Origin of the sequence: Fodinicurvata sediminis DSM 21159 (assembly GCF_000420625.1) — a bacterium.
GTDB classification, from domain to species: Bacteria; Pseudomonadota; Alphaproteobacteria; order Kiloniellales; family DSM-21159; genus Fodinicurvata; species Fodinicurvata sediminis.
In genome coordinates this window covers 564,289-588,974 of the sequence record NZ_ATVH01000013.1, presented here as the reverse complement: position 1 = coordinate 588,974, position 24,686 = coordinate 564,289, and the positions used below count along the sequence as shown (strand labels likewise).

Annotated in this window: 22 protein-coding genes; 7 read left to right on the top strand and 15 right to left on the bottom strand. The window is 55.8% G+C overall.

Features of this window, described 5'->3' with window-relative positions:
* Nucleotides 1–45: 45 nt before the first annotated feature.
* The 12 genes from tnpC to G502_RS22245 form a co-directional block, all read right to left on the bottom strand.
* Complete coding sequence (gene tnpC, locus G502_RS0107800) at nt 46–1,665, bottom strand: IS66 family transposase (RefSeq protein WP_022727558.1); 1,620 nt, start codon at nt 1,663–1,665, stop codon at nt 46–48.
* A gap of 64 nt (nt 1,666–1,729) precedes the next feature.
* Nucleotides 1,730–2,077, bottom strand: coding sequence for an IS66 family insertion sequence element accessory protein TnpB (tnpB, locus tag G502_RS0107795; protein WP_022727559.1), 348 nt, complete (start codon nt 2,075–2,077; stop codon nt 1,730–1,732).
* The gene (tnpA, locus tag G502_RS0107790; protein WP_022727560.1) at nt 2,074–2,433 is read right to left on the bottom strand and encodes an IS66-like element accessory protein TnpA; all 360 of its coding nucleotides are present in this window, start codon (nt 2,431–2,433) and stop codon (nt 2,074–2,076) included. The genes tnpB and tnpA overlap by 4 nt, the downstream gene beginning before the upstream one ends.
* A gap of 98 nt (nt 2,434–2,531) precedes the next feature.
* A complete protein-coding gene (locus G502_RS22250) occupies nt 2,532–3,161 on the bottom strand; it encodes a hypothetical protein (RefSeq protein WP_155957813.1) in 630 nt (209 codons plus the stop codon).
* A gap of 15 nt (nt 3,162–3,176) precedes the next feature.
* Entirely contained in the window at nt 3,177–4,271 is a 1,095-nt protein-coding gene (locus G502_RS21955; protein WP_081649718.1) for a glycosyltransferase family 2 protein, read from the bottom strand.
* A complete protein-coding gene (locus tag G502_RS0107785; RefSeq protein ID WP_022728102.1) occupies nt 4,272–5,045 on the bottom strand; it encodes a cephalosporin hydroxylase family protein in 774 nt (257 codons plus the stop codon).
* Between the two features lie 26 nt (nt 5,046–5,071).
* Nucleotides 5,072–5,956 (bottom strand): NAD-dependent epimerase/dehydratase family protein, encoded by an 885-nt coding sequence (locus G502_RS21950; RefSeq protein ID WP_081649717.1) that lies wholly within the window; start codon nt 5,954–5,956, stop codon nt 5,072–5,074.
* Nucleotide 5,957: 1 nt separating this feature from the next.
* Nucleotides 5,958–7,193 carry a class I SAM-dependent methyltransferase gene (locus G502_RS0107780; RefSeq protein ID WP_022728101.1) on the bottom strand — a complete coding sequence of 412 codons (1,236 nt, stop codon included), beginning with the start codon at nt 7,191–7,193 and terminating at the stop codon, nt 5,958–5,960.
* 2 nt (nt 7,194–7,195) lie between these two features.
* Nucleotides 7,196–7,750, bottom strand: coding sequence for a dTDP-4-dehydrorhamnose 3,5-epimerase family protein (locus tag G502_RS0107775; RefSeq protein WP_022728100.1), 555 nt, complete (start codon nt 7,748–7,750; stop codon nt 7,196–7,198).
* Entirely contained in the window at nt 7,747–8,826 is a 1,080-nt protein-coding gene (rfbG, locus tag G502_RS0107770; RefSeq protein WP_245560728.1) for a CDP-glucose 4,6-dehydratase, read from the bottom strand. Before rfbG ends, G502_RS0107775 begins: the two co-directional genes overlap by 4 nt.
* On the bottom strand, nt 8,808–9,584 hold the full coding sequence (gene rfbF, locus G502_RS0107765; protein ID WP_022728098.1) for a glucose-1-phosphate cytidylyltransferase: 777 nt from the start codon (nt 9,582–9,584) through the stop codon (nt 8,808–8,810). The genes rfbG and rfbF overlap by 19 nt, the downstream gene beginning before the upstream one ends.
* Nucleotides 9,585–9,734: 150 nt before the next feature.
* Nucleotides 9,735–10,460, bottom strand: coding sequence for a hypothetical protein (locus G502_RS22245; RefSeq protein WP_155957812.1), 726 nt, complete (start codon nt 10,458–10,460; stop codon nt 9,735–9,737).
* Nucleotides 10,461–10,858: 398 nt separating this feature from the next.
* On the opposite strand from G502_RS22245, the gene G502_RS21945 reads away from it, so the two are divergent.
* Nucleotides 10,859–11,634, top strand: a protein-coding gene (locus tag G502_RS21945; RefSeq protein WP_437123809.1) for an IS5 family transposase whose coding sequence is annotated in 2 segments (ribosomal slippage) — nt 10,859–11,165 and nt 11,165–11,634 — 777 coding nt in all. Because the reading frame shifts where the segments join, the coding sequence is not laid out codon by codon here.
* A gap of 229 nt (nt 11,635–11,863) precedes the next feature.
* Nucleotides 11,864–12,667 carry an O-methyltransferase gene (locus tag G502_RS21940; protein ID WP_081649716.1) on the top strand — a complete coding sequence of 268 codons (804 nt, stop codon included), beginning with the start codon at nt 11,864–11,866 and terminating at the stop codon, nt 12,665–12,667.
* Here G502_RS21940 and G502_RS19245 read toward each other — a convergent pair.
* Both G502_RS19245 and G502_RS19240 read right to left on the bottom strand, forming a co-directional pair.
* A complete protein-coding gene (locus G502_RS19245) occupies nt 12,664–13,878 on the bottom strand; it encodes a glycosyltransferase (RefSeq protein WP_022728095.1) in 1,215 nt (404 codons plus the stop codon). The two genes, G502_RS21940 and G502_RS19245, sit on opposite strands and share 4 nt — an antisense overlap.
* 224 nt (nt 13,879–14,102) lie before the next feature.
* Nucleotides 14,103–15,830 (bottom strand): ABC transporter ATP-binding protein, encoded by a 1,728-nt coding sequence (locus tag G502_RS19240; protein WP_081649715.1) that lies wholly within the window; start codon nt 15,828–15,830, stop codon nt 14,103–14,105.
* A 537-nt stretch (nt 15,831–16,367) separates the two neighbouring features.
* Here G502_RS19240 and G502_RS0107730 point away from each other — a divergent pair.
* Nucleotides 16,368–16,673: a GIY-YIG nuclease family protein gene (locus G502_RS0107730; RefSeq protein WP_022728093.1), complete on the top strand. Its 306-nt coding sequence runs from the start codon at nt 16,368–16,370 to the stop codon at nt 16,671–16,673.
* A 242-nt stretch (nt 16,674–16,915) separates the two neighbouring features.
* Complete coding sequence (locus tag G502_RS0107725; RefSeq protein ID WP_022728092.1) at nt 16,916–18,211, top strand: glycosyltransferase; 1,296 nt, start codon at nt 16,916–16,918, stop codon at nt 18,209–18,211.
* A gap of 391 nt (nt 18,212–18,602) precedes the next feature.
* Here the strand turns inward: G502_RS0107725 and G502_RS0107720 are convergent, their stop codons facing one another.
* Nucleotides 18,603–19,526 (bottom strand): IS110 family RNA-guided transposase, encoded by a 924-nt coding sequence (locus G502_RS0107720; protein WP_022728091.1) that lies wholly within the window; start codon nt 19,524–19,526, stop codon nt 18,603–18,605.
* 786 nt (nt 19,527–20,312) lie between these two features.
* Here G502_RS0107720 and G502_RS22390 point away from each other — a divergent pair.
* The 3 genes from G502_RS22390 (at nt 20,313) to G502_RS0107705 (ending at nt 24,520) form a co-directional block, all read left to right on the top strand.
* Nucleotides 20,313–21,566 (top strand): porin, encoded by a 1,254-nt coding sequence (locus tag G502_RS22390; protein ID WP_022728090.1) that lies wholly within the window; start codon nt 20,313–20,315, stop codon nt 21,564–21,566.
* A 379-nt stretch (nt 21,567–21,945) separates the two neighbouring features.
* Nucleotides 21,946–23,190 (top strand): porin, encoded by a 1,245-nt coding sequence (locus tag G502_RS0107710; protein ID WP_162140958.1) that lies wholly within the window; start codon nt 21,946–21,948, stop codon nt 23,188–23,190.
* A gap of 163 nt (nt 23,191–23,353) precedes the next feature.
* A complete protein-coding gene (locus G502_RS0107705) occupies nt 23,354–24,520 on the top strand; it encodes a porin (RefSeq protein ID WP_155957811.1) in 1,167 nt (388 codons plus the stop codon).
* Nucleotides 24,521–24,686: the final 166 nt, after the last annotated feature.

The window sequence follows — 24,686 nt, the reverse complement described above, 5'->3', positions numbered from 1 at the left end:
TTCGTAACCGTCCGCTCTGTACCGCCTTGCAATCCTGCTGATTGATCAGGCTGCCTTGGCCAGGGCCGGGTTCGTCCAGTTCCAGGGCAGGAGGTCATCGATCCGGTTGATCGGATGGTCGTTGATGCGGGCCAGGACATTGGCCAGATAGGCCTGCGGGTCGTGGCCGGACAGCTTGGCGGCCTCGATCAGCGTCATGGCATCGGCCAGGGTCTCGCCACCGGCGTCCGAACCGGCAAAGAGATAGTTCTTGCGGCCGATGGCGATGGGCCGCATGGCCCGTTCAGCGACGTTGTTGTCGATGGCAACACGCCCGTCTTCCAGGAACAGCGTGAACGCCGGCCAGCGGTTCAGGGCATAGCGCATGGCCTTGGCCAGACCGCTCTTGCCCGAGATACGTGCCAGCTGCGCCTCGCACCATGTGCGGAAGGCCTCGACACGTGGCCGGCTGTGCGCCTGGCGCTGGCGATAACGCATCTCCGGTGCCTGACCGGATATCGCCCGCTCGAGATCGTAGAGGGCCCCGATACGGTTCAAGGCCTCTTCCGCCAACTTGGAGCCGGTGGCCTTCCAGACGTCGTGGAAGTCCCGGCGCAGATGCGCCCAGCAGGCCGCCTCGCGCACGCGCACCTTGCCCTCGGCGTCGGGTTCATAAAGCTTGCGGAACCCGGCATAGGCATCGGCCTGCAGAATGCCGCGGAAGTCCTTGAGATGCTCCTGGGGATGCACCCCCTTGCGGTCCGGCGAGAACCAGTAGGCCACCGCCGGCGGGTCGGTACAGCCCCAGGCGCGGTCATCGCGCACATAGGTCCAGATCCGCCCCTCCTTGACGGCCTTGGCGCTGGCCGCCGCCTTGGGGCGGCGCGGATCCAGGACCTTGATCGGGGTGTCATCGCCATGCAGGCGATCGCCCGCCAGGACATGGTCCTTGATACGCGCGACCAGTGGGGCGACCACGGCCATGGACTGGCCGCACCAGTCGACCAGGGTCGAGCGCGGGATCTCCGCGCCCTGGCGGGCCAGGATCTCGGTCTGGCGATAGAGCGGCAGATGATCGTCGAACTTGGAGACCAGGATGTGGGCCAGCAGGCCCGGGCCCGCCATGCTGCGCGGAATGGGCCGGCTCGGTGCCTCGGGCTGGACCACCTTCTCGCAGCAGCGGCAGGACTTCTTGAGCCGCGCGATCTCAATGACCTTCAGCTGGGCTGTCACCAGCTCCAGGAGTTCCGAAACATCTTCGCCCAACAGGCGCAGCGGTCCGCCGCAGTCGGGGCATTCTTCTCCGGGATCCAGGGTCTCCCGCGTGCGGGGTGTCTGCGGATCCACCCGGGGGCGGCCGCGCCGGCGGCCCTGTGGCTTGTCCGTACTTTCGCTCTCGGGGGTCGGGGCCGGATCGCCCTCCGCCTGTCCGCCGTACTCGCGGGCGTGGGCGACCTGCAGGTCCTCCAGGGCCAGCTCCAGCTGGGCGATCTCGCGCGTGATGCGTTCCGAGGAGCTGCCGAACTTCTGCTTGCGCAGGCGCAGAATGCGCGCCTTGAGTGCCTCCACCAGGCTTTCATAGGCCCGCACCGAGGCCGACATGCGGGTCACCTCCTCGTGCTGGGCGAGGATCATCGCCTTCAGGGTGGCCGGGTCGTCCGGCAGGCTGTCCAGCGTCGGTATCATGGGCAGAAGTTTACCCCAGCCGACTCCCCAGGAACAGCACTATCCCCTTGATTCTGATAAAATATCAGCCCGCCCGCAGGGGTGCCGCCGTCCAGGCCGGACGGCGCCAGTCAATGCCCTCCCACAGCATCGCCAGCTGCGCCGAGGTCAGGCGCGCCACGCCATCGGCCGGCGAGGGCCAGGGAAAGCGTCCGCGCTCCAGAACCTTGTAGTAGAGGCAGAACCCCTGGCCGTCCCAGTGCAGCAGCTTGATGCGGTCCCCGCGCCGGCCGCGAAAGGCAAAGACCGCACGGCTGCAGGGGTCCTGACGCAATACCTGATCCGCTGCCGCAGCAAGACCGGTTATTCCCTTGCGCATGTCGGTCACCCCGCAGGCCAGGTAGACGCGCACACCATTGCCCGGGCCGATCATGCCGCCTCCGTCAGGCGGATCATGCGCCGCACCACCGCCTCCGGGGCATCGCCGGCCAAGCGCAGGCGACGGCCATTGCAAAGTCCGATCTCGACAAGGCCGGCCCCGCCCGCATCCGCACCCGGATCCTCCGGGGCCAGATCCACCGCCAGGAACTGCGGACGGCTGTCTGCCAGCAGGCCCTTCTGGCGTAGCTCGCGGCGCCACTGGTAGATGTGCTGGCGCGTGATGTCGTAGCGCCGCGCCACATCGGCAACAGTCGCCCCGTCAACGCCAACCGCCGCCAGGATCTCCTGCTTTTGCTCCAGCGACCAGCGTCGCCGACGCTCAACACCCGTCAGTATCTCCTGGCGCATCCACTGCCTCCGTCCTTGTTGACGTCAGTAACGACGTACATAACGACGGAAATTAACCTGATGCTGTCCAAAATTTGAAGGCGGTCCTGAGCGGACGGTTACAAAAATTCGTAGTTTTTATAATTTTTAAAATTATTAGAGTGATTATAAACATAATGATAACCTAATCTTTTAAATATAACCTCCCATTCATGTGCAAATTCTAGTTTTAGTAGAATAAATATTTTGTTACCTGATTTCTTTAAGAAAAATCCTTTTTCTTTATCGAATTCACTTAAAACATCAATATTATATTTCTTCCATTCAGTAAATTTAGGGCTTAAATCAAAATTACAGTTATTAATATAATTAATTATCTGGTTTTTATTTTTATATTCTATATTGCCATTCCGTATTTTATGGAATACACTTGATATAGTAATTTCAATAGGGTCTCTTACACATTCAATTATAATTGAAGTTTTATTGTATTTAATAGAAAAATAATCCACTATATCAAATAGTGATAAATTGTATTTTTTAAGTATATCTACATTATATATAAAATCAAAATACTCTTCATCATGCCAATGTGCTACTGTATTGTTAGGGAATCCTTTTTTTATACTCGAACTTCCAGTTTTACCTATTCCTATATAAAATATATCAGGAATAGGGTATTTTCCTATCTTTACTTCTTTAGATTCTGACAAAATAAGGTTTTCTATTTTTTGCATATACATATTCATGTATGTACGCCCAATTCAAAAAAATCTTTCATTAGATATAGAATTATAAAATTCCATTATATTTTTTGAGTATTTTTTTATAAATATGTTACTTTTTTCTTTTCTTTTGTTAGTGATATAGTTTTCTGTGAAGCTCTTTAATTTGTATTTAATTAAAATATTATTATAGTTTAATCCATTTATTGTAGATAATTTTTTACAATAAGAATTTACATAATAGAAGTTTTCTTTTTTTGCCCTGCACAGAGTTAATACAATTATATCTTCAATATTTACTTTCAATCCCCAGTCCCTAAGAAGAGATGACTGCAAGTAGGATTCATAATATAACATGGGCAATGATTGTATGTTTCCATTACCTAAAAAAGGTAGAAATAATTTATTATTTTCTTTTAAAAATTCTTGAAATATAGTATTATTTTTTGGCTTCATTTGCGACTGCCCAGTGCTGTATTTTGATGTTCCTCCTATAAATAAAGGATAATCAGTATAATAGTATTTATCCAAAACAGAGCTTATTGCAAATACTGAATATATATCAGGTATTATGGATAGAAAAAAATCTCCAGTTTTATTTTTTATAGTATTTATTATATCTTTATGGACAATTCCACCTGTATAAATCCAAGGTAACTCTTTATGAGATATTTTTCCTTTTATAAGTGAAGATATGTATTTTTTAGTACTTCTTATTTCATTAATGTTATTGTATTTAATGAATCCATGCCCATATTTCTGGTCAGGCCATTTATATGAGCATTGTTTGGTACTTATAGCCTTGCATGGTGATTTTTTCAATATTCTATGAAGTAGATTTGTAAAAAACGGAGTTAAGCCATCATCATCACCAATAATACATACCCATTCCGTATTAATATGACTTAAGGCGAACTCCCAATGTTCGGACATACCTAATCTTTGCGGTGGCCTAATGTATTTAATTCGATAATCATTAAAACTATTAATAACTTCACGAGTATTATCTGTGCTTAAATTATCACTGACAATTATCTGTTTTATAATGCTGTCATCTTGATTTATAACTGTTTGTATTGTATAAAAAAGAGTCTCTGCTCTATTTTTTGTTGGTATTATTACGCTTAATGACATTTATTTATTGCCCGCCTTCTTAATCCAAGCGTTCGGCCAATGCGTGATATTCTGATCGAGATTACTCTCATTGAAAGGCCAGTACGGTTGCTCGATAATAAAGTTGTCGTTCTCCTTGACGAAATCCTCAGCCGCTTGCGCCGGGTTATCGTCTGCCCATTCCGCTTTGCCTCGCGGCACGTCGGTAAGGTCCCGCATGCTTCCATCCGTTGCTACTATGTAAGAGCCATCTGTGACCAATGGCGCATATAGTCGCAACTCTTCTCGTACGTGCTGATAGGAGTGGTTGGAGTCGAGAATAACCAGAACAATGTCATTTTTGCCGATATACTCCTTTGTTTCAGCCAGTACATCCGCAGCAGTGGAACTGCCCTCAATCAAGGTAATATAATCACTCAGGAAGTGCTCTTCGATGGCCTGCCTATTATGTGACCGGATCTCGATATCGATACCGATGATCCGTCCCTTGCCCATTGCCTTGCAAAGGCTTGCATAGAAAATCAGGGATCCCCCGTGTGCCACACCGGTTTCAATTATGACATCGGGCTGAACGCTATGGATCACCTCCTGCATCCGCACCATGTCTTCCGGCAACTGGATGACTGGTCGGCCAAACCAGCTGAAGGTATAAGGGTATTTTTGATCCCAGCCGACACGTAGCCACTGTTTTGACAGGGCTTCAAAGGCCGCCTTGGAGTAAAGCGGCATCTCCTTTGACCTGCCCTCTTCCTCAAGGGTCAGCGTTTGCGCATCCGTATCCAGCGTCAGCTTCATGTTATTATCTCACAACGTTCATACGTTTAGTGCAAATTCAAGTCGGCAAGTGTTTTCTGGAGGCCAGACTGCAGGGGCAGTGTCGGCCGCCAGCCGAGTTCCCGGAGTTTACGGTTATCACCACATATCAGATGAGGACCGCAATCCTCTCCCTGTTTCCTCATCTGCACTCTATGGGCATCAGATTGCATCAACCTGCCCAATTCCTTCACCACTGCCGCAATCGAAACCGGTTCTCCTGAACTGACATTATAAACACCAGTCGCTTCTTGTTGCAGCAACGCCCAAAAACCGCGGGCAACATCATCGATATGCAGGAAATCCCGAAAATGGTGACCATTCACTTCAAGTGCATCGCTGCGTCCTGACAAGACCCTAACCACCTGGGGTATCAATTTTGTTGACGGCTCCCCCTCTCCATAAGGAAAGAAAACCCTCCCCCACGCACAACTGACACCTTTATCTGCACAAGTCTTGCTCACAAGACGCCGGGTGGCATCTTTTGCAGTTCCATAAAGACTCTCAGGAGATGGCGGCGTCAAATCCTCACGACAGTATCCATATGAAAGGTCATATTCAGCACAGGTCCCGGCAGCCACTATGTGCTGGCCTCCTGCTTCACAAAAAGCTTCGGTCATTCGGATGGTGGCGTCCACCCAACGAAGGTTGTCAGGTGATGCCCAGAATTGCCCATGCTTGGTATACCACGCCAGATGCAATAAGTGGGTGGGACGCAATTCCCGAAATGTGCTCTTGAATTCACGGCACTCAAGCAAATCCATCGCGTGAAATTCACAGTCAGAAACCGGCCTTGTTCGTCCGACGCAGATTGTTTCCACATCATGGGTTTCCAGGATTTCTAGTACTGCACGGCCAATAAAGCCTGTCGCTCCGGTTACCAATACCCGCATTTTATCCTGCCTGCAGGACCTTCAACTCAGGTACGGCAACAACAAAACGACCGTCCCAACCTGATATGTAGCTGAGTTGCTCCATCAACTCCGACTGCAAGTTCCAAGGAAGCAGCAACAGATAGTCGGGTTTCTCCTCCTGGAGCAGTTTTTCTCCAACAATAGGAATGCGACTGCCGGGCATGTATCGACCCTGCTTGTAAGGATTCCGATCGATCACAAACGGCAGGAGGTCCGGTCTGATACCGGCATAATTCAGCAAGGTATTACCCTTCGCTGCCGCCCCGTAGGCTGCGATACGTTTTCCCTGTTTCCGAACATCCAGGAGAAAGCCCAACAGATCATTCTTGATCCACTCTGCCTTGTGCTGAAAGCTTTCGTAAAAGTTTCTCTGCCTGATACCGGCTTTCTCCTCGCGAGCAATCACGCTCTCAACGTTCCGGTGAGTTGCCTGCTCCCCACAGTCCGAGCGTTGCGCAAAGACACGCAGGCTGCCCCCATGAGTCGGCCACTCCTCTACATCAAAGATCGACAGACCATTCGCACGAAAAACCCGCTCAACCGCTGTCAGCGAAAGATAGGAATAGTGCTCGTGGTAGACGGTGTCGAACTGACTGTACGCCACAAGGTTCAAGAGGTGCGGAAACTCGAAGGTGGCCACGCCTGTGGGTTTGAGCAGTCGAGCAAATCCGCCGACAAAGTCATTGATGTCAGGCACGTGAGCCAGAACATTCTTAGCAGCAATCAGATCTGCCCGCCGATCTTGCGCAGCGAGCTGGCCTGCAAGCTGCCTGCCGAAGAAATCCTCGATTATATCGATCTTTTTCTCCCTGGCAGCTTCGGCTGTGCTGTGGGTCGGCTCTATGCCATAGCAGGGTATCCCCGCCTCTTGGACATACTGCAGCAGATAGCCGTCATTGGCAGCAATCTCGACGACACAGGAGTCTGGCCCAAGGCCAAAGCGCGCTTTCATGTCATACACATAAGTCCGTGCATGCGTTAACCAGGAAGTGGAGTAGGAACTGAAATAGGCATAAGAATCCGAAAAGAATGTTTCCCGTCCTGCATGATCTTCGGTTTGTACCAGCCAGCAGGCTTCGCAGACCAAAACACGCAAGGGAAACCAGGTTTCAGGTGCATGCAGGGCCTGACCATCCAGGTAGGAATTGGAAGGCGGGGAACTTCCCAGATCCAGAAAGCTCAGCTCAAGCTCCGTATCGCAATGACGGCATCTCACTGTCAGATCCCTTTGAAGTTGTCCTGCACATACGGGTGGCCACGATCACGCTTGGAAAGCACGCTTATCGGCAAGGGCCAGGAAATGCCCAGCTTCGGATCCAAGGGATTCAGCCCTTCTTCCACAGCAGGCGCATGCGCCACTGAGTGAAAGTAGAGCAATTCCACATCATCACTCAGGGCCTGAAACCCGTGCGCGAAACCTTCGGGAATCAACATCCCCCTGCCATTGGCCGAGGAAAGCCTCTCCCCATGCCATTGCAGGAATGTCGGTGAGTCGTGACGTATATCGACCGCCACGTCCCAGACCTCGCCCTGGAGGCAATGAACCAGCTTCATCTCCGCAAAGGGAGGGTTCTGGAAATGGAAACCGCGGACCGTCCCCGAGTTTTGAGTATAACTATGGTTGACCTGAGCAAGGCCGGTTTCCCACCCTGCCTCGAACAGATCCTCAGAACAGAACAGGCGTGAAAAGTATCCCCTGGCATCACCGCGCGTCTGGCGCACAACGCAGGCCAGTCCTGCCAGGGGCAATGCCTCGATCTCGAAGCGGTTCATGTGCAGCCCTCAAACTGAGTGATATCCGCTTCGCACAACGACCGGGCATCAGATCCATGATACTGAGCCCGATACCAGGACATTGTTCGCTCCAGTGCTTCTTCTAGCCTCCAGACCGGCATGAGCCCAAGCAATGCCTGGGCCTTGGAGCTTTCCAAGGCAAGGCGGCCTGCTTCATGCAGTGCGTCATTCGGAGGTGTCTCGAACACCGTTTCGCCAGCACCGTAAGCTTGTCGTGCGTTCTCCAGGACAGATCGAACCGTTGCCGTTTCCGTCAGGTTTGGACCGAAATTGTAGGCTCCCGCAAGATCAGGTCGATCCCATAATCTTTCCGCAAGCTGCAAGTAGCCATTGAGAGGTTCGAGAACATGCTGCCAGGGGCGTGTGGCATCAGGATTTCGCAATCTTACAGCTTCTCCCTTCTGCCAGGCACGAACGGCATCGGGTATCAGCCTGTCAACTGACCAGTCGCCGCCCCCGATCACATTGCCGGACCTGGCCGACGCCACGGCAATTTCGTGCTCCTGCAGGAAGGAGTCCCGGTAACTGGAAATCACGATTTCGCTTGCAGCCTTGCTGGCGCTATAGGGGTCACGCCCCCCCAGCCTGTCGCTTTCACGATAGGCATGAAGCCACTCCCTGTTATGGTAGACCTTGTCGGTCGTTACCATCACGATCACTTTCAGTGAACTTCTGTCCCGTGCAGCGTCCAGAACATGGACCGATCCCATAACGTTGCTGGCAAAGGTGTCGACCGGGTTCTTGTAACCAGGACGAACGAGTGATTGCGCAGCGAGATGAAACAGGATTTCAGGCTGGCTGTCTCGCAAACTGTTGGATATTTCTTCCGGGTTCCTGATATCTGCAATGTGGCTTTGAATATCCTCTTCCAGACCGGTGAGCTGGTACAAATTGGGAGTGGTTGCTGGAGGTAAAGCTAAGCCGGCCACCTCTGCTCCAAGTTTGTTAAGCCAAAGCGCAAGCCAGGTTCCCTTGAAGCCGGTATGCCCGGTTATAAGGACTTTCTTGTCCTTCCAGAAGGCAGATGACGGTCTGTTCATGTCCAGAGTGCCCAAGGCGCCTTGCCTGTTGCCCAAAGATCCTCGAGCTGGGTCTTTTCGCGCAAGGTATCCATGGGTTGCCAGAAGCCATCGTGGTTAAACGCCCGGAGTTCACCGCGCTCTGCCAACACCCTCAAGGGCTTCTCTTCCCAAGAGGTAGCGTCTCCATCAATCAACTCCACCGTTCCGGGCTCGAGGATAAAAAAGCCTCCATTGATGCGCCCGCCGTCACCCCTTGGCTTTTCAACGAAACGTTCAACATGCCCCGCATCATTCGCTTCCAGCGCACCATAACGACCTGGTGGCTTCACAGCAGCAACCGTTGCCTGTCTGCCATGTTCACGATGAAATGCGAGTTGGGCTGAAATATTTATGTCCGCAAGACCATCGCCATAGGTGAAGAAAAAGGGTTCGCCTGGCTCCAGGTGACCTGCAACGCGCTTCAAACGACCGCCTGTCATCGTACCCTCACCCGTATCAATCAAGGTCACCCGCCAAGGCTCCGCGCGGTTCTGGTGATAGGTGACACGATTGCTGCCCATGTCAAAGGTCACATCCGACATATGCATGAAGTAGTTCGAAAAATACTCCTTGATTACATAACCCTTGTACCCACAGCAGATAATGAAATCCTGAACACCGAAATGGGAATAGAGCTTCATGATGTGCCAGAGAAGGGGCCTGCCCCCGACCTCAACCATCGGCTTAGGGCGAGAATGGGATTCTTCGCTGATCCGTGTCCCATAACCGCCAGCTAGGATTATTGCTTTCATACCAATTATTCTACCCAAAATTAACTTTTTCGTGAAAGGCCTTTAAATATTATAATGTAAAATACAGACATTTTCATATCAGAAAATATTTTCTGTTTAATAAAATTAAAATAATAAATAAAATAATTATAGCATTTGAAATATATAATTCTATATCTCCCAATACGATTTACCATTACTAACAAATTTATTTATTGAATTATTTTTTTGCCATTCCCTTCCTATATCTTTTACTATGGGTTCTCCTGTATCTGACTTAAGAAACTTGCATTTATATTTTTTCGCGTATTTAAATAATTCTTCGTTAACTCCTTCTCTAAATTGTTTTTCTGGATCTAGTTCTGGATCCATTAAATCAGAGCAATTTTTTCCAAACTCTCCATCAAAAAAACTTGGACTCATATTAAAATGTGGGATAATTTTCTCTCTACTTATAAAACCAAACAATTTATATTTTTTATATATAGAAGAAAATTCATTATCACCTTTTTTTCCATGATTATAACTTAAAAGAGAAACTGATTTCGTTTTTTTATTTAATGAGTTAATGATAAATTGTGGATTAATTTTTTGCAGGCATAGCCAATCATCTTCTAAATGTAAAAATGGATTATTACTAACATTAGACCATAACCATTTAACAGATGCCCCAAAGCTTGGATTTTTTGTCTTATTTATTGTGCTTTCTTCAAAATAAGAATCAATAATTTTTATACAAATATTTCTATCATTCTCATCTCCAAATATAGTATCTATATTTACAAAAACTTTATTTATTCTAAAATACTTAAGTAGATTTTCATTAAAGGATAGAAGTGTCTTGTTCAATAGATCAGGCCTGCTTCCCGACACAATACAAATATCTATCTCTTTCATGTTTTTGTTGTTCATTTAATAACCATAAAACGTATCGCCTAACAGGTAGAGTGATTAAATGGCAACTGTCTGACGTACCCTCAAAGCTTCATCTAGGTGCGACTGGAATCATTGGTAGATAATTACGCTTGTGCACAGACAGGGCAAGGGTAATCTCCGCGGAGCCTTCGGCTGTGCGCAGCGGTGATGCTCCTTGCCGGTTCCAGTTAGCTGCGACGGTGGCGGATATTTGATCGTGGAGATCCGAGCGTGACTACACTATGCTATTGACCTTCAGCCGCCCAGTTCGCAATGATCACGCGCTCATTTGTCTAGGCTGCATACTCATAAACGGGATTCCCAATTTGGGTGATTTATGATTCCCCTTTGTCCTCTGTGGAGCAAGCAACGGAGGACAGATGAGCCGGCGGCGTTACGAACTAACGGATTACGAATGGTCTGTGATACAGCCTTTGTTGCCCAACAAATCCCGCGGCGTGCCACGCGTGGACGACCGGCGGCTGATCAACGGCATTCTCTGGCGCTTTCGCACCGGCAGTCCCTGGGCCGATATCCCCGAGCGCTATGGTCCCCCGAGCACCTTCTACAATCGCTTTGCACGCTGGCGGCAAGCCGGGGTCTGGGATCGGCTGCTGCGGGAGATTGCCCGGGCTTACGACGGCGACATCATCATGATCGACTCTTCTTGCGTACAGGTTCACCAGTAGGCTGCGGCGACAAACAGGGGGATCACGACGATGGCTGCATGGGACGTTCCCGTGGCGGTCTGACCACCAAGATCAATGCCCTTGTGGATGCCGAAGGCAGGCCCGTTGATCTGAAGCTGACCGCAGTACAGGCCCACGACGGCAAGGCCGCAGCAAGCCTCCTACAAAGTGTGAGCGCCTATGACATCCTGCTGGCCGACAAGGCCTATGACAGCATGGAGATCCGACAGCTTGTGGAAGAACAGGGCGCCTGGGCCAACATTCCGGCCCGCAAGAACAGGAAAGAAGCCTTTGCCTTCTCTGGCTTCCTCTACCGCTATCGCAACCAGGTCGAGCGCTTCTTTGGGAAGATCAAGCAGTTCCGTGGCATCGCCACACGCTATGACCGCAAACCGGAGAACTACATGGCCGCACTCAAGCTCGCGTCACTACGCATCTGGTTGAAGTCTTATGAGTCTGCAGCCTAATAATAACTACCTCGCGGGACCTGCCCTTCTTGTCGATCGATCTGCTTTATACTTAGGTATAATACCACAATATTATATATAATTTTAAATAATTAAACAATGAAAGGCTTGTATTAATTTTTTAATAATATAAGGGATGTAATTTATATTATCATAAATATTCTTGCTTAATCTATCTCTTAAATATAAAACTATACCTGATGGTTTCAGCTTAAGATAAATATTAAATATGACCGATATGTACAAAGATTTTCACAACATTAAGATTGCCTGCAATGGAATGCTTCACCCCGACGTGTATAGGAGGATATACTGCGCAGCAAAAATGGTAAATCTAGGAAGTGTTGTTGAAGTTGGTACAGCACATGGTGCTGGAACTGTTAGCATCGCGTTAGGAGCAAAAGAGTCGGGTAGTAGCTCGAAAGTTTATTCTTTTGACAAGATTGTCGGTGGGTCCAGGGATGCCTATGGCGGATTGAAAGATAATCTCAGAATAATAAGAGGGAACCTTTCGCATTTTGGCGTCTCTGAGATAGTCGAACTCGTAATCGGCGACGTTCGGGAAACCCATACAAGGCTTCCCGACGATAGACAAATCGGCTTCTTGATGCTTGATGCCGACGGCCGGATCGACAGGGATTTCGACCTGTTCTTCAACAGGGTTGCGCCCGGCGCCCCCATCGTCATCGACGACTATGAAGACCGTGTCCGCGTGAAGCCGGAGCAGCAACCCGGTCATTGCTCTCTGGACCTGAAGAAAAAGCTGTCGTGGATGCTGGCGGATTATTTCGAGGCCCAGGGCTGGATCCGAACACGCGAGGTTGTCCGGGGAACGCTGTTCGCCGAAAAGGCGATCGACAGGCCTGTCGAGATGAATTGGCGGGAGATTACCGAGGTCTACAGGAATCTGGTTCTTGTCGAGGGAGAGGTTGTTTTGCCAAGTGAAACGAGTCCCCCCTCCTGGCTGCGCCTTCCCAGAAAGAAACCGCAAAAGAAGGGCCTGTTGAAAAAAATCAAACGGACGCTGCGCTAGAGCGCATCCGCTCTCTCCCCCAACAGCAGGGAGAGGTAGCTGCCGGCAGACCTTTCCATCGTGAAGCTTTCAACGTAGCGATAGCCGGCCTCCAGATCTCCCGGGGCCTGCAAAGCGCCTTCGATGGCCTCGGCCATGCACTCCGGATTTCCGACGGGAACCATCCGGCCGTATCGTCCCCTGTGCAACAGTTCCGAGGGGCCGCCGCTGGGGCAGTCCGTGCTGACAATCGGGGTGCGACAGGCCAGGGCCTCCAGCAACACATTGGGAAAACCCTCCCAGGCGGAGGACAGCACGAAGGCGTCGGCACGGGCGATATAAGCATAGGGATTGGCGGTATTGCCGGCCAGGCTGATCCGGTCCTGGACCCCCAGTTGCCTGGCCTGGTGCAACAACTTGTCCCTATCTCCCTCCCCGACAATGATCAGGCGCACGGGGCGCTGGTCGTTCATCCGCGCCAATGCTTTCAGCAGGGTCTCGTGGTCCTTCTGGGGATGCAGGCGTCCGACGGTGACCAGAACGGGGTGGGTCTTGTCCTGCAGCCAGGGGTGCCGCGAAGATTCGGCGGACAGCCTCTCGATTCGCTGCAGGTCCAAGGGGTTGTATATCGTGCGAATCTGTGACCTTTCCAGCTTCAGGAAATCCGCAAGGTCGTCGCCGACCCCGTCGCAGACCGAGACGATCCCGGCGGCTTCCGGATACCAGCGGGCGGCGAGGTGGTGCATGTTCCGCTCGAAGTAATGCCCCGCCGTCGCCGAGGCTGCGGAAAAGGTGTTCGCCTCCCGAATCACCACCCGGGTTGGCACCCTGGCGATCTTCTGCGCCCAGATGGCGGAAATGTTGTTGCGGGGAATCGTGGTCAGCAGGCCATCCGGCTGCTCCGCTTTCAGGTACGTCACGATACCCGGGATCATGCGCAGATTGATGGGGAGCAGATCCTTCCCGTAAAACAGGCGTGGGGTCCTGGAAACGGCCTGGGGCAGGCTGCGCGCGATCTGCACCCTTGTCTTGAGCACCGACTTCTTGCCGACTCGCAAAAGCCTCACTTCCTCAGGGAGGTTGTCCAGATAGGCCGTATGTTCCTGGTTTCGGATCAGGAAATCCACCTCTATGCCTTGTTCCGCAAAGCCTTTGGCCAGATAGGTCAACGCCCGTTCCGCACCGCCGTACCGCAGTTGATGGAGTAGAAGTGCAACTTTCCTTTTTCTCAATTTATGGGCCTTTAAATGCGGAAATGAATAGAAAGTGAGGAATTTATTTAAATTACAGTCCGAAAAACCATTCGGTATGGCCTGCTGAACTGACCACTATATTGTGATTTTTTTCTTGATCTCAGTCAATCCAAGCCTGTGACCATTTCATGAAGACGGCGTGGCACTTAACCGACAAGTAATTTTCGTGATTCGGCGGCTGCCCGAAACAACTTGGCTCAAGTTTACGAGACGTTCACGGCCCGTGGGCCCTCGTCGGGCTTGTTGGCAAGGCGGCCGCCTTCCAACCTGTGCACCACATCGGCCACCTCGATCCAGCTTGGTCGGTGGGAAATGGCGATGATGGTGACCTCCTGGCTCAGAGCCTTCATGGTCTGGCAGATTTCCTGCTCGGTGGTGGCGTCCAGGGCGCTGGTCACCTCGTCCAGGATCAGCAGGCGGGGTTTGTGCACCAGGGCGCGGGCAATGGAGATGCGCTGGCGCTGGCCACCGGAAAAGCGGCTGCCGCGTTCGCCCACCATGGTGTGGATGCCGTCGGGCAGTTGGCTGACGAAGTCCCAGGCACCCGCGGCCTTCAGGGCATCCACCGCCATCTCCTCGGTCAGCTTGGGGTCCATCAGGGTAATGTTGGCCAGGATGGTTTCCGTGAACAGGCCCAGTTCCTGGGGCACATAGCCGATCATCTGGCGCCAGGCGATCAGGTCCAGGTCCTGCAGCGGAGTGCCGTCGATCAGGACCTGGCCCTCCATGGGATAGTAGAAGCCCAGCAATATGTCGGTCACCGTGGTTTTACCAGCGCCGGAGGGACCGGTCAGGACGGAGAGCTGGCGCGCCGGGAAGTCCAGGGACAACTCGTTCAGGACCGGGCCGTCCTGGTCGGTGTAGTGGAACGACACCTTGCGGAAGGCGATGCCGCGGTCCAGTGTCGGCCGGACCCGGCCGCCGCGTTCTTCGGCCTGGGCGGCGGATTCGTTCATCATGGAATGCAGGGCCTCGTACGATCCCTCCATGATCGCCACCTGCTGCAGTTGGGTCTGCAGCTTGTTGATGGTCTTCACTGTACGCTGCAGGATCACGCCCATGACGATCAGTTGGGCGATGGGCATCTGCACGATCTCGATCAGGATGTAGAAGCCGCCGGCCAGGCAGACCACCAACAGAGGCTCCTGTGCGTTGGCCAGCTTTTCCTTGGTGATGACCTTGCGGCGCATGGTCTTGCGCATCTTGGATATCGATGCGTTGATCAGGTCGGCATATTCCTTCTGCCGCTCCATGGCCTTCAGCGACTTGATGCCCAACAGGGCGTCGGCCAGGATGGCGCCCAGCTGGTTGGTCTGGCCGGCATCGTCGCGGCCGGCATTGCGCGCCTGCTTGATGAAGCGGTTGAGCGACAGGGTGATGATGGCGCCGATCACCAGGGACAGCACTGCCAGCTTCCACGAGACGAAGAAGCCGACGACGATATAGACCGCCGTCTGCAACAGGTTCGACAGGAAGTCGGCCGACAGCTTGAAAGCCTGGCCCGCGCGCATGGCCATCTGGTTGATGGTCTGGGCCACCTTGCCCAGCGACTGCTGCGACAGAAAGGACCAGTTGGCGTTCAGCAGGTTGGCCAACAGCTCGCGGCGCAGGCTGGTGCTGATGTCCGCCACCACATAGCCGACATAGCGCATGGCCAGCAGGTTGATCAGCGACTTTGCGCTGATCCCCGCCACCACGATCAGCAACAGGATCTCCAGCGTCGGCTCGATGCCGATGGAGCGCACGGCGTCCAGCACATAGGTGGCGGCGGCCGACGGCTCCTCGCTTCCGCTGTCGCTGACCACGGCGATCAGGGGCACCAGCCCGGCAATGCCGATGCCCTGGACGATGTTGCCCAGCAACAGGCAGCCCAGAACCATCCACTTCTTGGGCCCCTCGGCCCCGAAAAAGATGCGCAAGACCTGTCTCATGATCCGCTAGGTATAGGAAAGCGCCGCGCGACGCAATGCGGGAAGCGGGGGTGGCCACACAGCAAACCCCTCATCCAGAGGTGCGGAGCCTCGAAGGATGAAGCCGTTAGGCCAGGCGGCGCCGTTTGCATTCTCCCAGGCCCCACCACCGGTGCCGAGCCGCTTCGAGGGCCCCTACGGGGCCACCTCAGCGTGAGGAGGGTTAGTGAGGCGGCCGCCCGCTCTCCCCTCATCCAGAGGTGCCCTGCCGCCAGGCAGGGCCTCGATGGATCAGGCCACGGGGCCAAGCGGTGCCGTTCCCGTTTTCCCAGGCCCCACCACCTGTGCCGAGCCGCTTCGAGGGCGTCCTGCGGACGCCACCTCAGCGTGAGGGGGGCAGGGAGGCGGCCACAAGAACACCCCTCATCCAGAGGTGCGAACGCAGTGAGCCTCGAAGCCTCATCCTGAGCCCCGTCGAAGGGTGAATCCGTTAGGCTAGGCGACCCCGCTGGCGTTTTCCGCTTCATCGCCGAGTGAAACCACCCTATAATTGTCCTCATGGATTACGTTTACGTCTATATGCTGCGCTGTGCGGACGGCAGTTACTACGTGGGCAGCGCGCGCTGTGGGCTGGAACGGCGGGTGGCGGAGCACAATGCGGGCAGCTACGGCGGCTATACGGCACGGCGCCGGCCGGTGACGCTGGTCTGGTCGCAGTCCTTCCAGCGTATCGACCAGGCCATCGAGATCGAGCGCCGCCTGAAGGGCTGGAGCCGTGCGAAGAAGGAGGCCCTGATCGCGGAAGATTGGGACGCCGTGCAGGCGCTTTCCCGCCGCAGGGGCGGACAGCCGCGGGGAGCTTAGCTTTTTCCTGGTTCAGCCGCCGGTGCCAAGGCGCTTCGAGGGCCCCTGCGGGGCCACCTCAGCGTGAGGGTACTTTTTTACAAACCTCATCCAGAGGTGCGGAGCGCGTGAGCGCGGAGCCTCGAAGGATGGCGCCACAAGGCCAGGCCGTGCCTTTGGCTCTTCCCCAACTTCCGCGCTTGAGCGTCGGGCGAGGGCGGCTTAGTTTGCGGATCGCAAACCTGTGGTATTGATCTCGATCCATGACCTCAACTCGTGACATCGGGGCGGAGCGGCGCCCCATTGCGCTGTGCTGCGCCAACCTGAAGCCAGGCGGCGTGCAGCGCATGACGCTGTTGATCGCGGAGTGCCTGCTGCGGCGCGGCTGGCCAGTGGACCTTTTGGTGGCAGACAACGAGGGGCAGTTGACGCCGCCTGAGCATGAGGGCCTGCGCATCGTGCCCCTGGCACAGAGCAGCGCACTGGCCGGCCGGGCCGCCGTGCTGTCGGCCGATCCGGGCGGCCTGCCGGTCAACCTGCGGCCCCTGGTCCTGCCTGTGAACGGCTTTCCGACGCTGCGCAATCTGCCGGCGCTGGCGCGTTATCTGCGCGCGGAGCGGCCGCGCGCCGTGTTCGCGCCCATGCCGGACTTCATCTTCTCGACCACACTGGCCAAGCGCATGGCGCGGAGCGACACGCAGATCGTCGCCAGCTTCCGTTCGCACCTGACAGGCGGCCTGTCGGCCAAGAACAAGGCGCGCGGGCGCACCTTCCTGCCGGCCCTGCGGCGCGCCCTGGGCCAGGTGTCCGGGGTTCATGCGGTCTCCCACGCCGTGGCGGACGACCTGGCCCAGACCTGTGGGCTGGACCGCCGAGCCATTCAGGTCTTCCACAGCCCGACGCTGAACGGCGACGTGGAGGCCTTGGCCGCCGCTTCCGTGGAACATCCCTGGCTGGCGCCGGAGCGGGAGGTTCCGGTGGTCGTCGCCGTGGGCCGCATCTCGCCCCAGAAGGATTACGAAACGCTGTTCCGCGCCCTGGCGATCGCGCGGCAGGAACGCCCCCTGCGCCTGGTCGTGGTGGGCGACGACAGCCCCCTGGCCAACGCCAACGGCCGCAGCAAGAAGATCACCCGCGCGGTCAACCTGCTGAAGGAGCTGGAACTGGAAGAGGCCATCGATTTTGTCGGCTATCAGGAGAACCCGCTGGCCTGGATCGCCAAGGCCGATGTCTTCGCCCTGTCCTCGCGCTTCGAGGGGCTGCCCAACGTGGTGATCGAGGCGCTGGCCTGTGGGCGCAGCGTGGTGGCCACCGACGCGCCGGGCGGCACGGCGGAGATCCTGCAGGACGGCCGCTACGGCCACCTGGCGCCGGTGGGCGATGCCCCTGCCCTTGCCCGCGCCCTGCTGCGCGCCGTCGAGGCCCCGGCCGACCCGGAGGTGCAGAAGGCCCGCGCCGCCGACTTCGACTGGCAAAGCTCCCTGGCCGCCTATGAGCGCCTGCTGACGGGCGAGGCGGGCGCGCTTCGAGGGCCTCCTGCGGAGGCCACCTCAGCGTGAGGAGGGATGGGGAGGCAGCCACAAGAACACCCCTCATCCAGAGGCGCGGAGTGCTTTGGCACGGAGCCTCGAAGCCTCATCCTGAGCCCCGTCGAAGCCTCATCCTGAGCCTCGTCGAAGCCTCATCCTGAGCCTCGTCGAAGGATGAAGCCACGGGGCCAGACGGCGCCGTTAGCCTTCTCCCAGGCCCCACCCACCGGTGCCAAGCCGCTTCGAGGCGTGACCTGCCGGTCACGCACCTCAGCGTGAAGGTAGGTTTAAGTGTTGATATTATTATAAACTTCATGCTGAGGGATGATGTAACTTTTCACTGGCCGTGGGGCTGAAGACCTTCCCTGTTGAATTGCAGCCTGCACCCCCTTCGCCTCATGTTGAGCGACTGTTGATGGGGTCAAGCGTTTTGCCATGGTTTCTGGTCCCTGATGATGGCGTTGAGGATGACGAGCATCTTGCGCATGCAGGCGGTGATGGCGACCTTGGGTTTCTTTCCGGCTACCAGGAGGCGATGGTAGGTTTCGGCTATTGGCAGGCTGTAGCGGATAGAGACCAGGACAGCCATGAACAGAGCCTGGCGCACGGCCCTGCGGCCGCCGCAGATTGTCCGGCGTCCGCGCATCCTGCCGCTGTCCCGCGGGAACGGCGCCAAACCGCTCAGGGCTGAGATGCTCCGGCGGTCCAGACGCCCCAGCTCCGGCAGCTCGGCGATCAGGACCCGGGCCGTCTTGGGGCCAATCCCGGGCATGCTTTGCAGCAGGTCATCCTTCTCGCGCCAGGCCGGCGTGTTGCGGATGGTGGTGGAGATCTCTCCATCAATGTCCTTGAGCTGGGCCTCCAGGACCTTGAGCACCGCTTTCACGGAGCGCAGGGTTCTGGGATTGCTCATGTGACTCCGGCGCATCTTTTCGGACACCATCATCTCGAGGACCTGGCGCCGGCGAGCGACCAGCTCGCCCAGCATGCGCGCCGCACCGTCGGCAATCGGCCGGGGGTGGGGATGCACCGCCTCGGCAAAGTGGGCGATAACCGCCGCATCCAACGGATCGGTCTTGGCCAGCTGTCCCATAGCCCGGGCAAAGTCCCGGATCTGCCGCGGGTTCACCACCGCCACCGGCAGGCCCGCCGCAGCCAGCCCGGCCGCCGCCACGGTCTCGAAACCGCCCGTGGCCTCCAGTACGATCAACGCCGGCTGCAACGCCTGCAGGCGCTCAGCCAGAACCTCGACACTTTCGTTGTCCCGCGGGACAACGAAAGCCTCCCCGCTCGGACGTAGATGCACGTCCAGGCGCTCCTTGGATACATCAATTCCGACAAACATCCGTCCCGCCTCCCTTCCTTGCAAATGCGGGCTCGCTACGCGGCCCATGCGACTGTCCGGGGTCAAGGAACAAACGGAGGGGGCATCACGCTCAACAACGGGCTCAAACACCCCAGGTGCCTTCGAGCTCCCCTCCGTGACCACAAAGTCCTCTATAGCAGAACTTCGCGATGTTTGATTAATACAAGGTGGGCCGCGGCAGCGGCCCCTCGAAACAGGTTGGCAGCGGCGGCACCACTGGCATTCTCCCAGGCTCACATTTTCCCAGACTCTCATTTTATCAGACACTGCGGCCTGCACCGGCGGGCGGTTGGCACGTTTTCCCGCATCCATCGGCCCGGATCGCTCAGTGGCCGTCAACGCTCCCCCCGCGTCCCGCACTTCAATACAATCCCCTTGGCTGTCTCGCCCTTCCCTTTGTGGCGAGACGATTCGACCACGCATCAAGCGAAGGGACGTGGCAGACGCCTGTGGCACGGAGGTGACAGGGCGGCGCGGCCCCGGAGACGCAAAAGCGTCACAGGGCACAGAACCCCGGAAAGTCGCATAAAATCAACAGGTTGGCAGAAATTCTTCACCTGGCGCCTGTGTTCTTTAAGCAACAGCTGTGCAAATCCGTCACGCCAGGAGCTCTGGCCGATTGACCCTTACAGCAGGTTAATGTTTTATCACTCTTGGAAACGGGGTCTTGGCCCAGCTTCCTTGTTCAACAATTCGATCCGCCGCGTGGTTTTGGCTTCAGGGCCGCAAAGGCGGGTCTCCCTAGCAGATGAGGGGGATAACACCATGAAAAAGTTTTTGATGGCAGCGACAGCTCTCGCCGTCTCCGGTGGCGCCTTTGCCGCCGCGCCGGCCGCCGCTGACGACCACGCCGGTGAGGGCTTCCAGCTCAAGATCGGTGGTTTCTACAACGCCCTGGCGATCGTTCGTGACCAGGACGATCCGGTGAAGTTGATCGACCCTGATCCCGACGTGGACGGCGATTCCATGCTGGGTGAAACCAACATCCGCAACTTCGACTTCAGCCAGCGCGGCCGTTACATCATCGACGGCTCGCAGACGCTGGACAACGGACTGGAGCTGGGTTTTACTTCCCAGCATGAGATCACGGCCAGCTTCTCCACCGACCGTGCCTATGTCTATGCATCCGGTGGCTTCGGTCGCGTGCACTTCGGTGCCGATCGTTCGGCCATGTATCGCCTGTACGAGTGGACCCCGACCGCCGGCTGGGGCATCGACTTTACCGGCCATGACGATGGTGTCGCCAGCCTGAACGGCCTCGGCTATCCGACCTCGGCGCCCTACATCGCCAACAACGAACTGATGCTGACCTACATCACCCCGCGCTTCTCGGGCATCCAGGCCGGTATCTCCTTCGCTCCTGACAATGGCCCGCGGGCCCAGGCCGGTGGCGACCAGCGCTTCATCACCGACACCACCGCGCTGGGTGGCACGGATTACGAGAACATCGTAGAGATGGGCCTGAACTACAGCCAGTCTTTCGATGGCTTCGATCTGGGTTGGTCCGGTGGTTTCGGCACGGCGCGCCTAGCTCAGGACAACGACCGCCTGGATGACCGTCGCCGTTACCTTTACTCCACGGCCGTCAACCTTGGCTTCGGTGGCTTGGACGTGGGTGTTGCCTACAAGTTCGACACGCACGGCAGCAGCGGCAACTTCGTGGGTAGCAACATCCGCAACATTGATGGTGCCATTGAGACATTCCTCAACGACAACAATGTCGATTGGAGTCCGTTGGGCATGAAAAACATCCACAATGTTAACGCCGGGATCACCTATACCACCGGTCCCTGGACCTTTGGCCCAAGCTTCGGCTGGACCAAGGAATCCGCAGGCGCCGAGCGTGAGACCAGGCTGGTCGACTTCGGCGCCCGCTATGCTCTGGCACCTGGTGCCGATCTGGTTGGTTCCATCCAGTACGTCGACTATGACGGCGGTGACATGGATGACCTGACCGATGACAATGACTTCAGCGGCGACGGCGTTGCCGGCATGTTCGGTATCCAGCTGAACTTCTAAGGCGTCAGCCTTCTGATCCGCAAAGGGGAACTTTCCCAGCGGGGATCTACCGGAAATCAGGGAGAGGGCGGTCCAGTCGGGCCGCCCTTTTCTGATTCCGGGTGGCGCGTTTTCCATGACCATTGCTTCTTGAGCGGAGCCGCTGTCTGGTTCCTTTGCTTTTCTCTTAGGCGTCTGACTGTGGCACACATGCAATGAATCCCAAGACTTTCCCCTGACCATCTCATGTCTAGTTTGACGGCGAAAATCTGTGAATGTTTCAGTCTCCATTCGGACAGATACTATGAGGGCAGATATAGTTGCTCACTAGGTTCTGTTGGAAAGGCCTGAGCCTTTCTCGGGAGATTCGAAGCATTTCGAGCACATAAGGGGGATGCAGATGAAAAGATGTTTGATGGCAGCGACGGCGCTCGCTGTCTCCGGTGGCGCCTTTGCCGCCGCGCCGGCCGCCGCCGACGACCATGCCGGTGAGGGCTTCCAGCTCAAGATCGGCGGTTTCTACAACGCCCTGGCGATCGTCCGCGACCAGGACGATCCGGTGAATGGAACCACGGAAAACTCCGACTTCGTTGTCAACGGCGTGACCAAGGGCAACATTCGGAATTACGATTTCAACCAGCGCGGCCGCTATATCATCCAGGGCTCACAGACTTTGGACAACGGCCTGGAGTTGGGTTTCGAGAGTCAGCACGAGATCACGAACAGCTTCTCTACCGATCGGGCTTATGTTTATGCCTCGGGCGGCTTCGGCCGCGTTCACTTCGGTGCCGACCGTTCGGCCATGTATCGGCTCTATGAATGGACGCCGACGGCCGGTTGGGGTGTCGATTTCACCGGCCACGATGATGGTGTCGCCAGCCTGAACGGTTTGAAGTATCCGACGTCAGCACCTTACATTGCCAACAACGAACTGATGTTGACCTACATCACGCCGCGTTTCTCAGGCATTCAGGCCGGCGTCTCTTTTGCGCCCGACACCGGGCCGCGTGCGCAAGCTGGGTCTGACCAGCGGTTCATTACAGATACGACCGCGCTTGGGAACACGACCTTCGAAAACATCATAGAGGCCGGACTGAATTTCAGCCAATCCTTCGATGGCTTTGACCTTGGATGGTCCGGTGGCTTTGGGACGGCGCGCCTGGCGCAGGAACACCCGACGATCGATGATCGCCGTCGTTATCTCTATTCGACGGCCTTGAACGTTGGATTCGGCGGCTTTGATATCGGTGCCAGCTACAAGTTCGATACCCATGGAAGCAGTGGTGACGTCATCGGGAACAACATCCGTACGAGCGGCTATTCCGGGGGCATCAATGATGCCGGCTATGGATGGGGCATGAAGAACATCCATAACGTCAATGCGGGAATCACTTATACCGCTGGCCCCTGGACCGTTGGACCCAGCTTCGGCTGGACCAAGGAATCCGCTGGCTACGAGCGTGAAGTGCGCTACGTCGATATGGGTGCGCGCTATGCCTTGGCCCCGGGTGCCGATCTGGTCGGCTCCATCAAGTATGTCGATTATGATGCGGGTGATCTGGGCAAGAACATACCAAATGCCGATGAAAGTGATTTCAGCGGTGATGGCTTTGCCGGCATGTTCGGTATCCAGTTGAACTTCTAAGGCGTCAGCCTTGAAGAACCGTAAAGGGAAACTTCCCTGGCGGGGATCTACCGGAAATCAAGGGAAGGGCGGTCTAGTCGGGCCGCCCTTTCTCTTGTGCGACAGTGCGATTCTGAAGTACATCATAGTGAATGAGAGTCACCTGCGGGTTCGCGAGTCGCACATGAAGACAAGATCCATGGCTGCCGGGGGGCTGGCCCTTACCGGTGGGGCGCTTGCTGCCATTCCTGTTCTGGCAGTGAGCCCTTCCGAAAGTTCTGGGTTCCGCTTGCAGATCGGCGGGTTTTACAATGCGCTGGCCATCGCACGCAGCCAGGATGACCCTGTGGTCGATGCCACAGGCACCAAGGCGAATATTCGCGCTTATGATTTCAACCAATACGGGATCTACAGCCTTACCGGGGCACAGACCCTGGACAACGGCCTGGAGCTTGGATTCGTAAGCGAGTATGAATTCCAGGACAACTTCAATACCGATGCCGCCTATGTCTATGCGGCGGGCGGGTTCGGGCGCCTTCATTTCGGCGCGGACCGTTCGGCCATGTACCGCCTGTATTCCTGGACCCCCACGGCCGGCTGGGGCATCGACTTCGCCGACCATCAGGAAGGGGTCGCCAGCCTGAACGGCCTGCCTTATGCCACGGCCGCGCCCTATATCGCCAACCAGGAATTGATGCTGACCTATATGACGCCGCGCTATTCCGGCCTGCAGGCGGGCATCAGCTTTGCGCCCGATACGGGCGCAAGGGCGCAGGCCGGTTCGGACCAGCGTTTCGTCACCGACAGTTCGTCCCTTGACGATACGGCCTATACGGAGATCGTCGAAACGGGCCTGAACTACAGCCAATCCTTCGGCAAGTTCGACCTGGACTGGTCCGGCGGATTCGGCACGGCGCGGACGGCGGGGCAGACGACGGCGGACGACCGGCGCCGCTATGTCTATTCGACCGGGCTTAATCTGGGATACGGGGACTTCGATGTGGGCGCCAGCTACAAGTTCGACAGCCACGGTAGCCCCAGTCAGTATCCCGGGAACCTCAGGGGGCCGACGCCTGTCGTCCAGGGCATGAAGAACCAGCATGACGTGAACGCCGGCCTGACCTATAGCACCGGCCCCTGGACCGTTGGCCCAAGCTTCGGCTGGACCCGGGAAACCGCCGGGGCCGAACGCCAGATGTGGATGTTCGACTTCGGCGCCCGCTATTCTTTGGCTCCGGGGGCCGACATTGTGGGGTCCGCACAGTACGTCGATTATGACAAAGGGAAACTGGACGACGACTATGACGGCGAAGGTGCGGCCGGGCTGCTGGGGATTCAGCTGAATTTCTGAGGCTTTCTGCCTTTGGATCCTGATGGAAAAACGCCAGTGCAGGCCGCTGATCTTTCGAGGCTCACTGCGTTCGCACCTCAAGATGAGGTTTGCAATAATATCAACCGCTTAAACCTACCCTCACATTGAGGCGAAGGGGGTGCAGGCTGTAATTCAACAGGGAAGG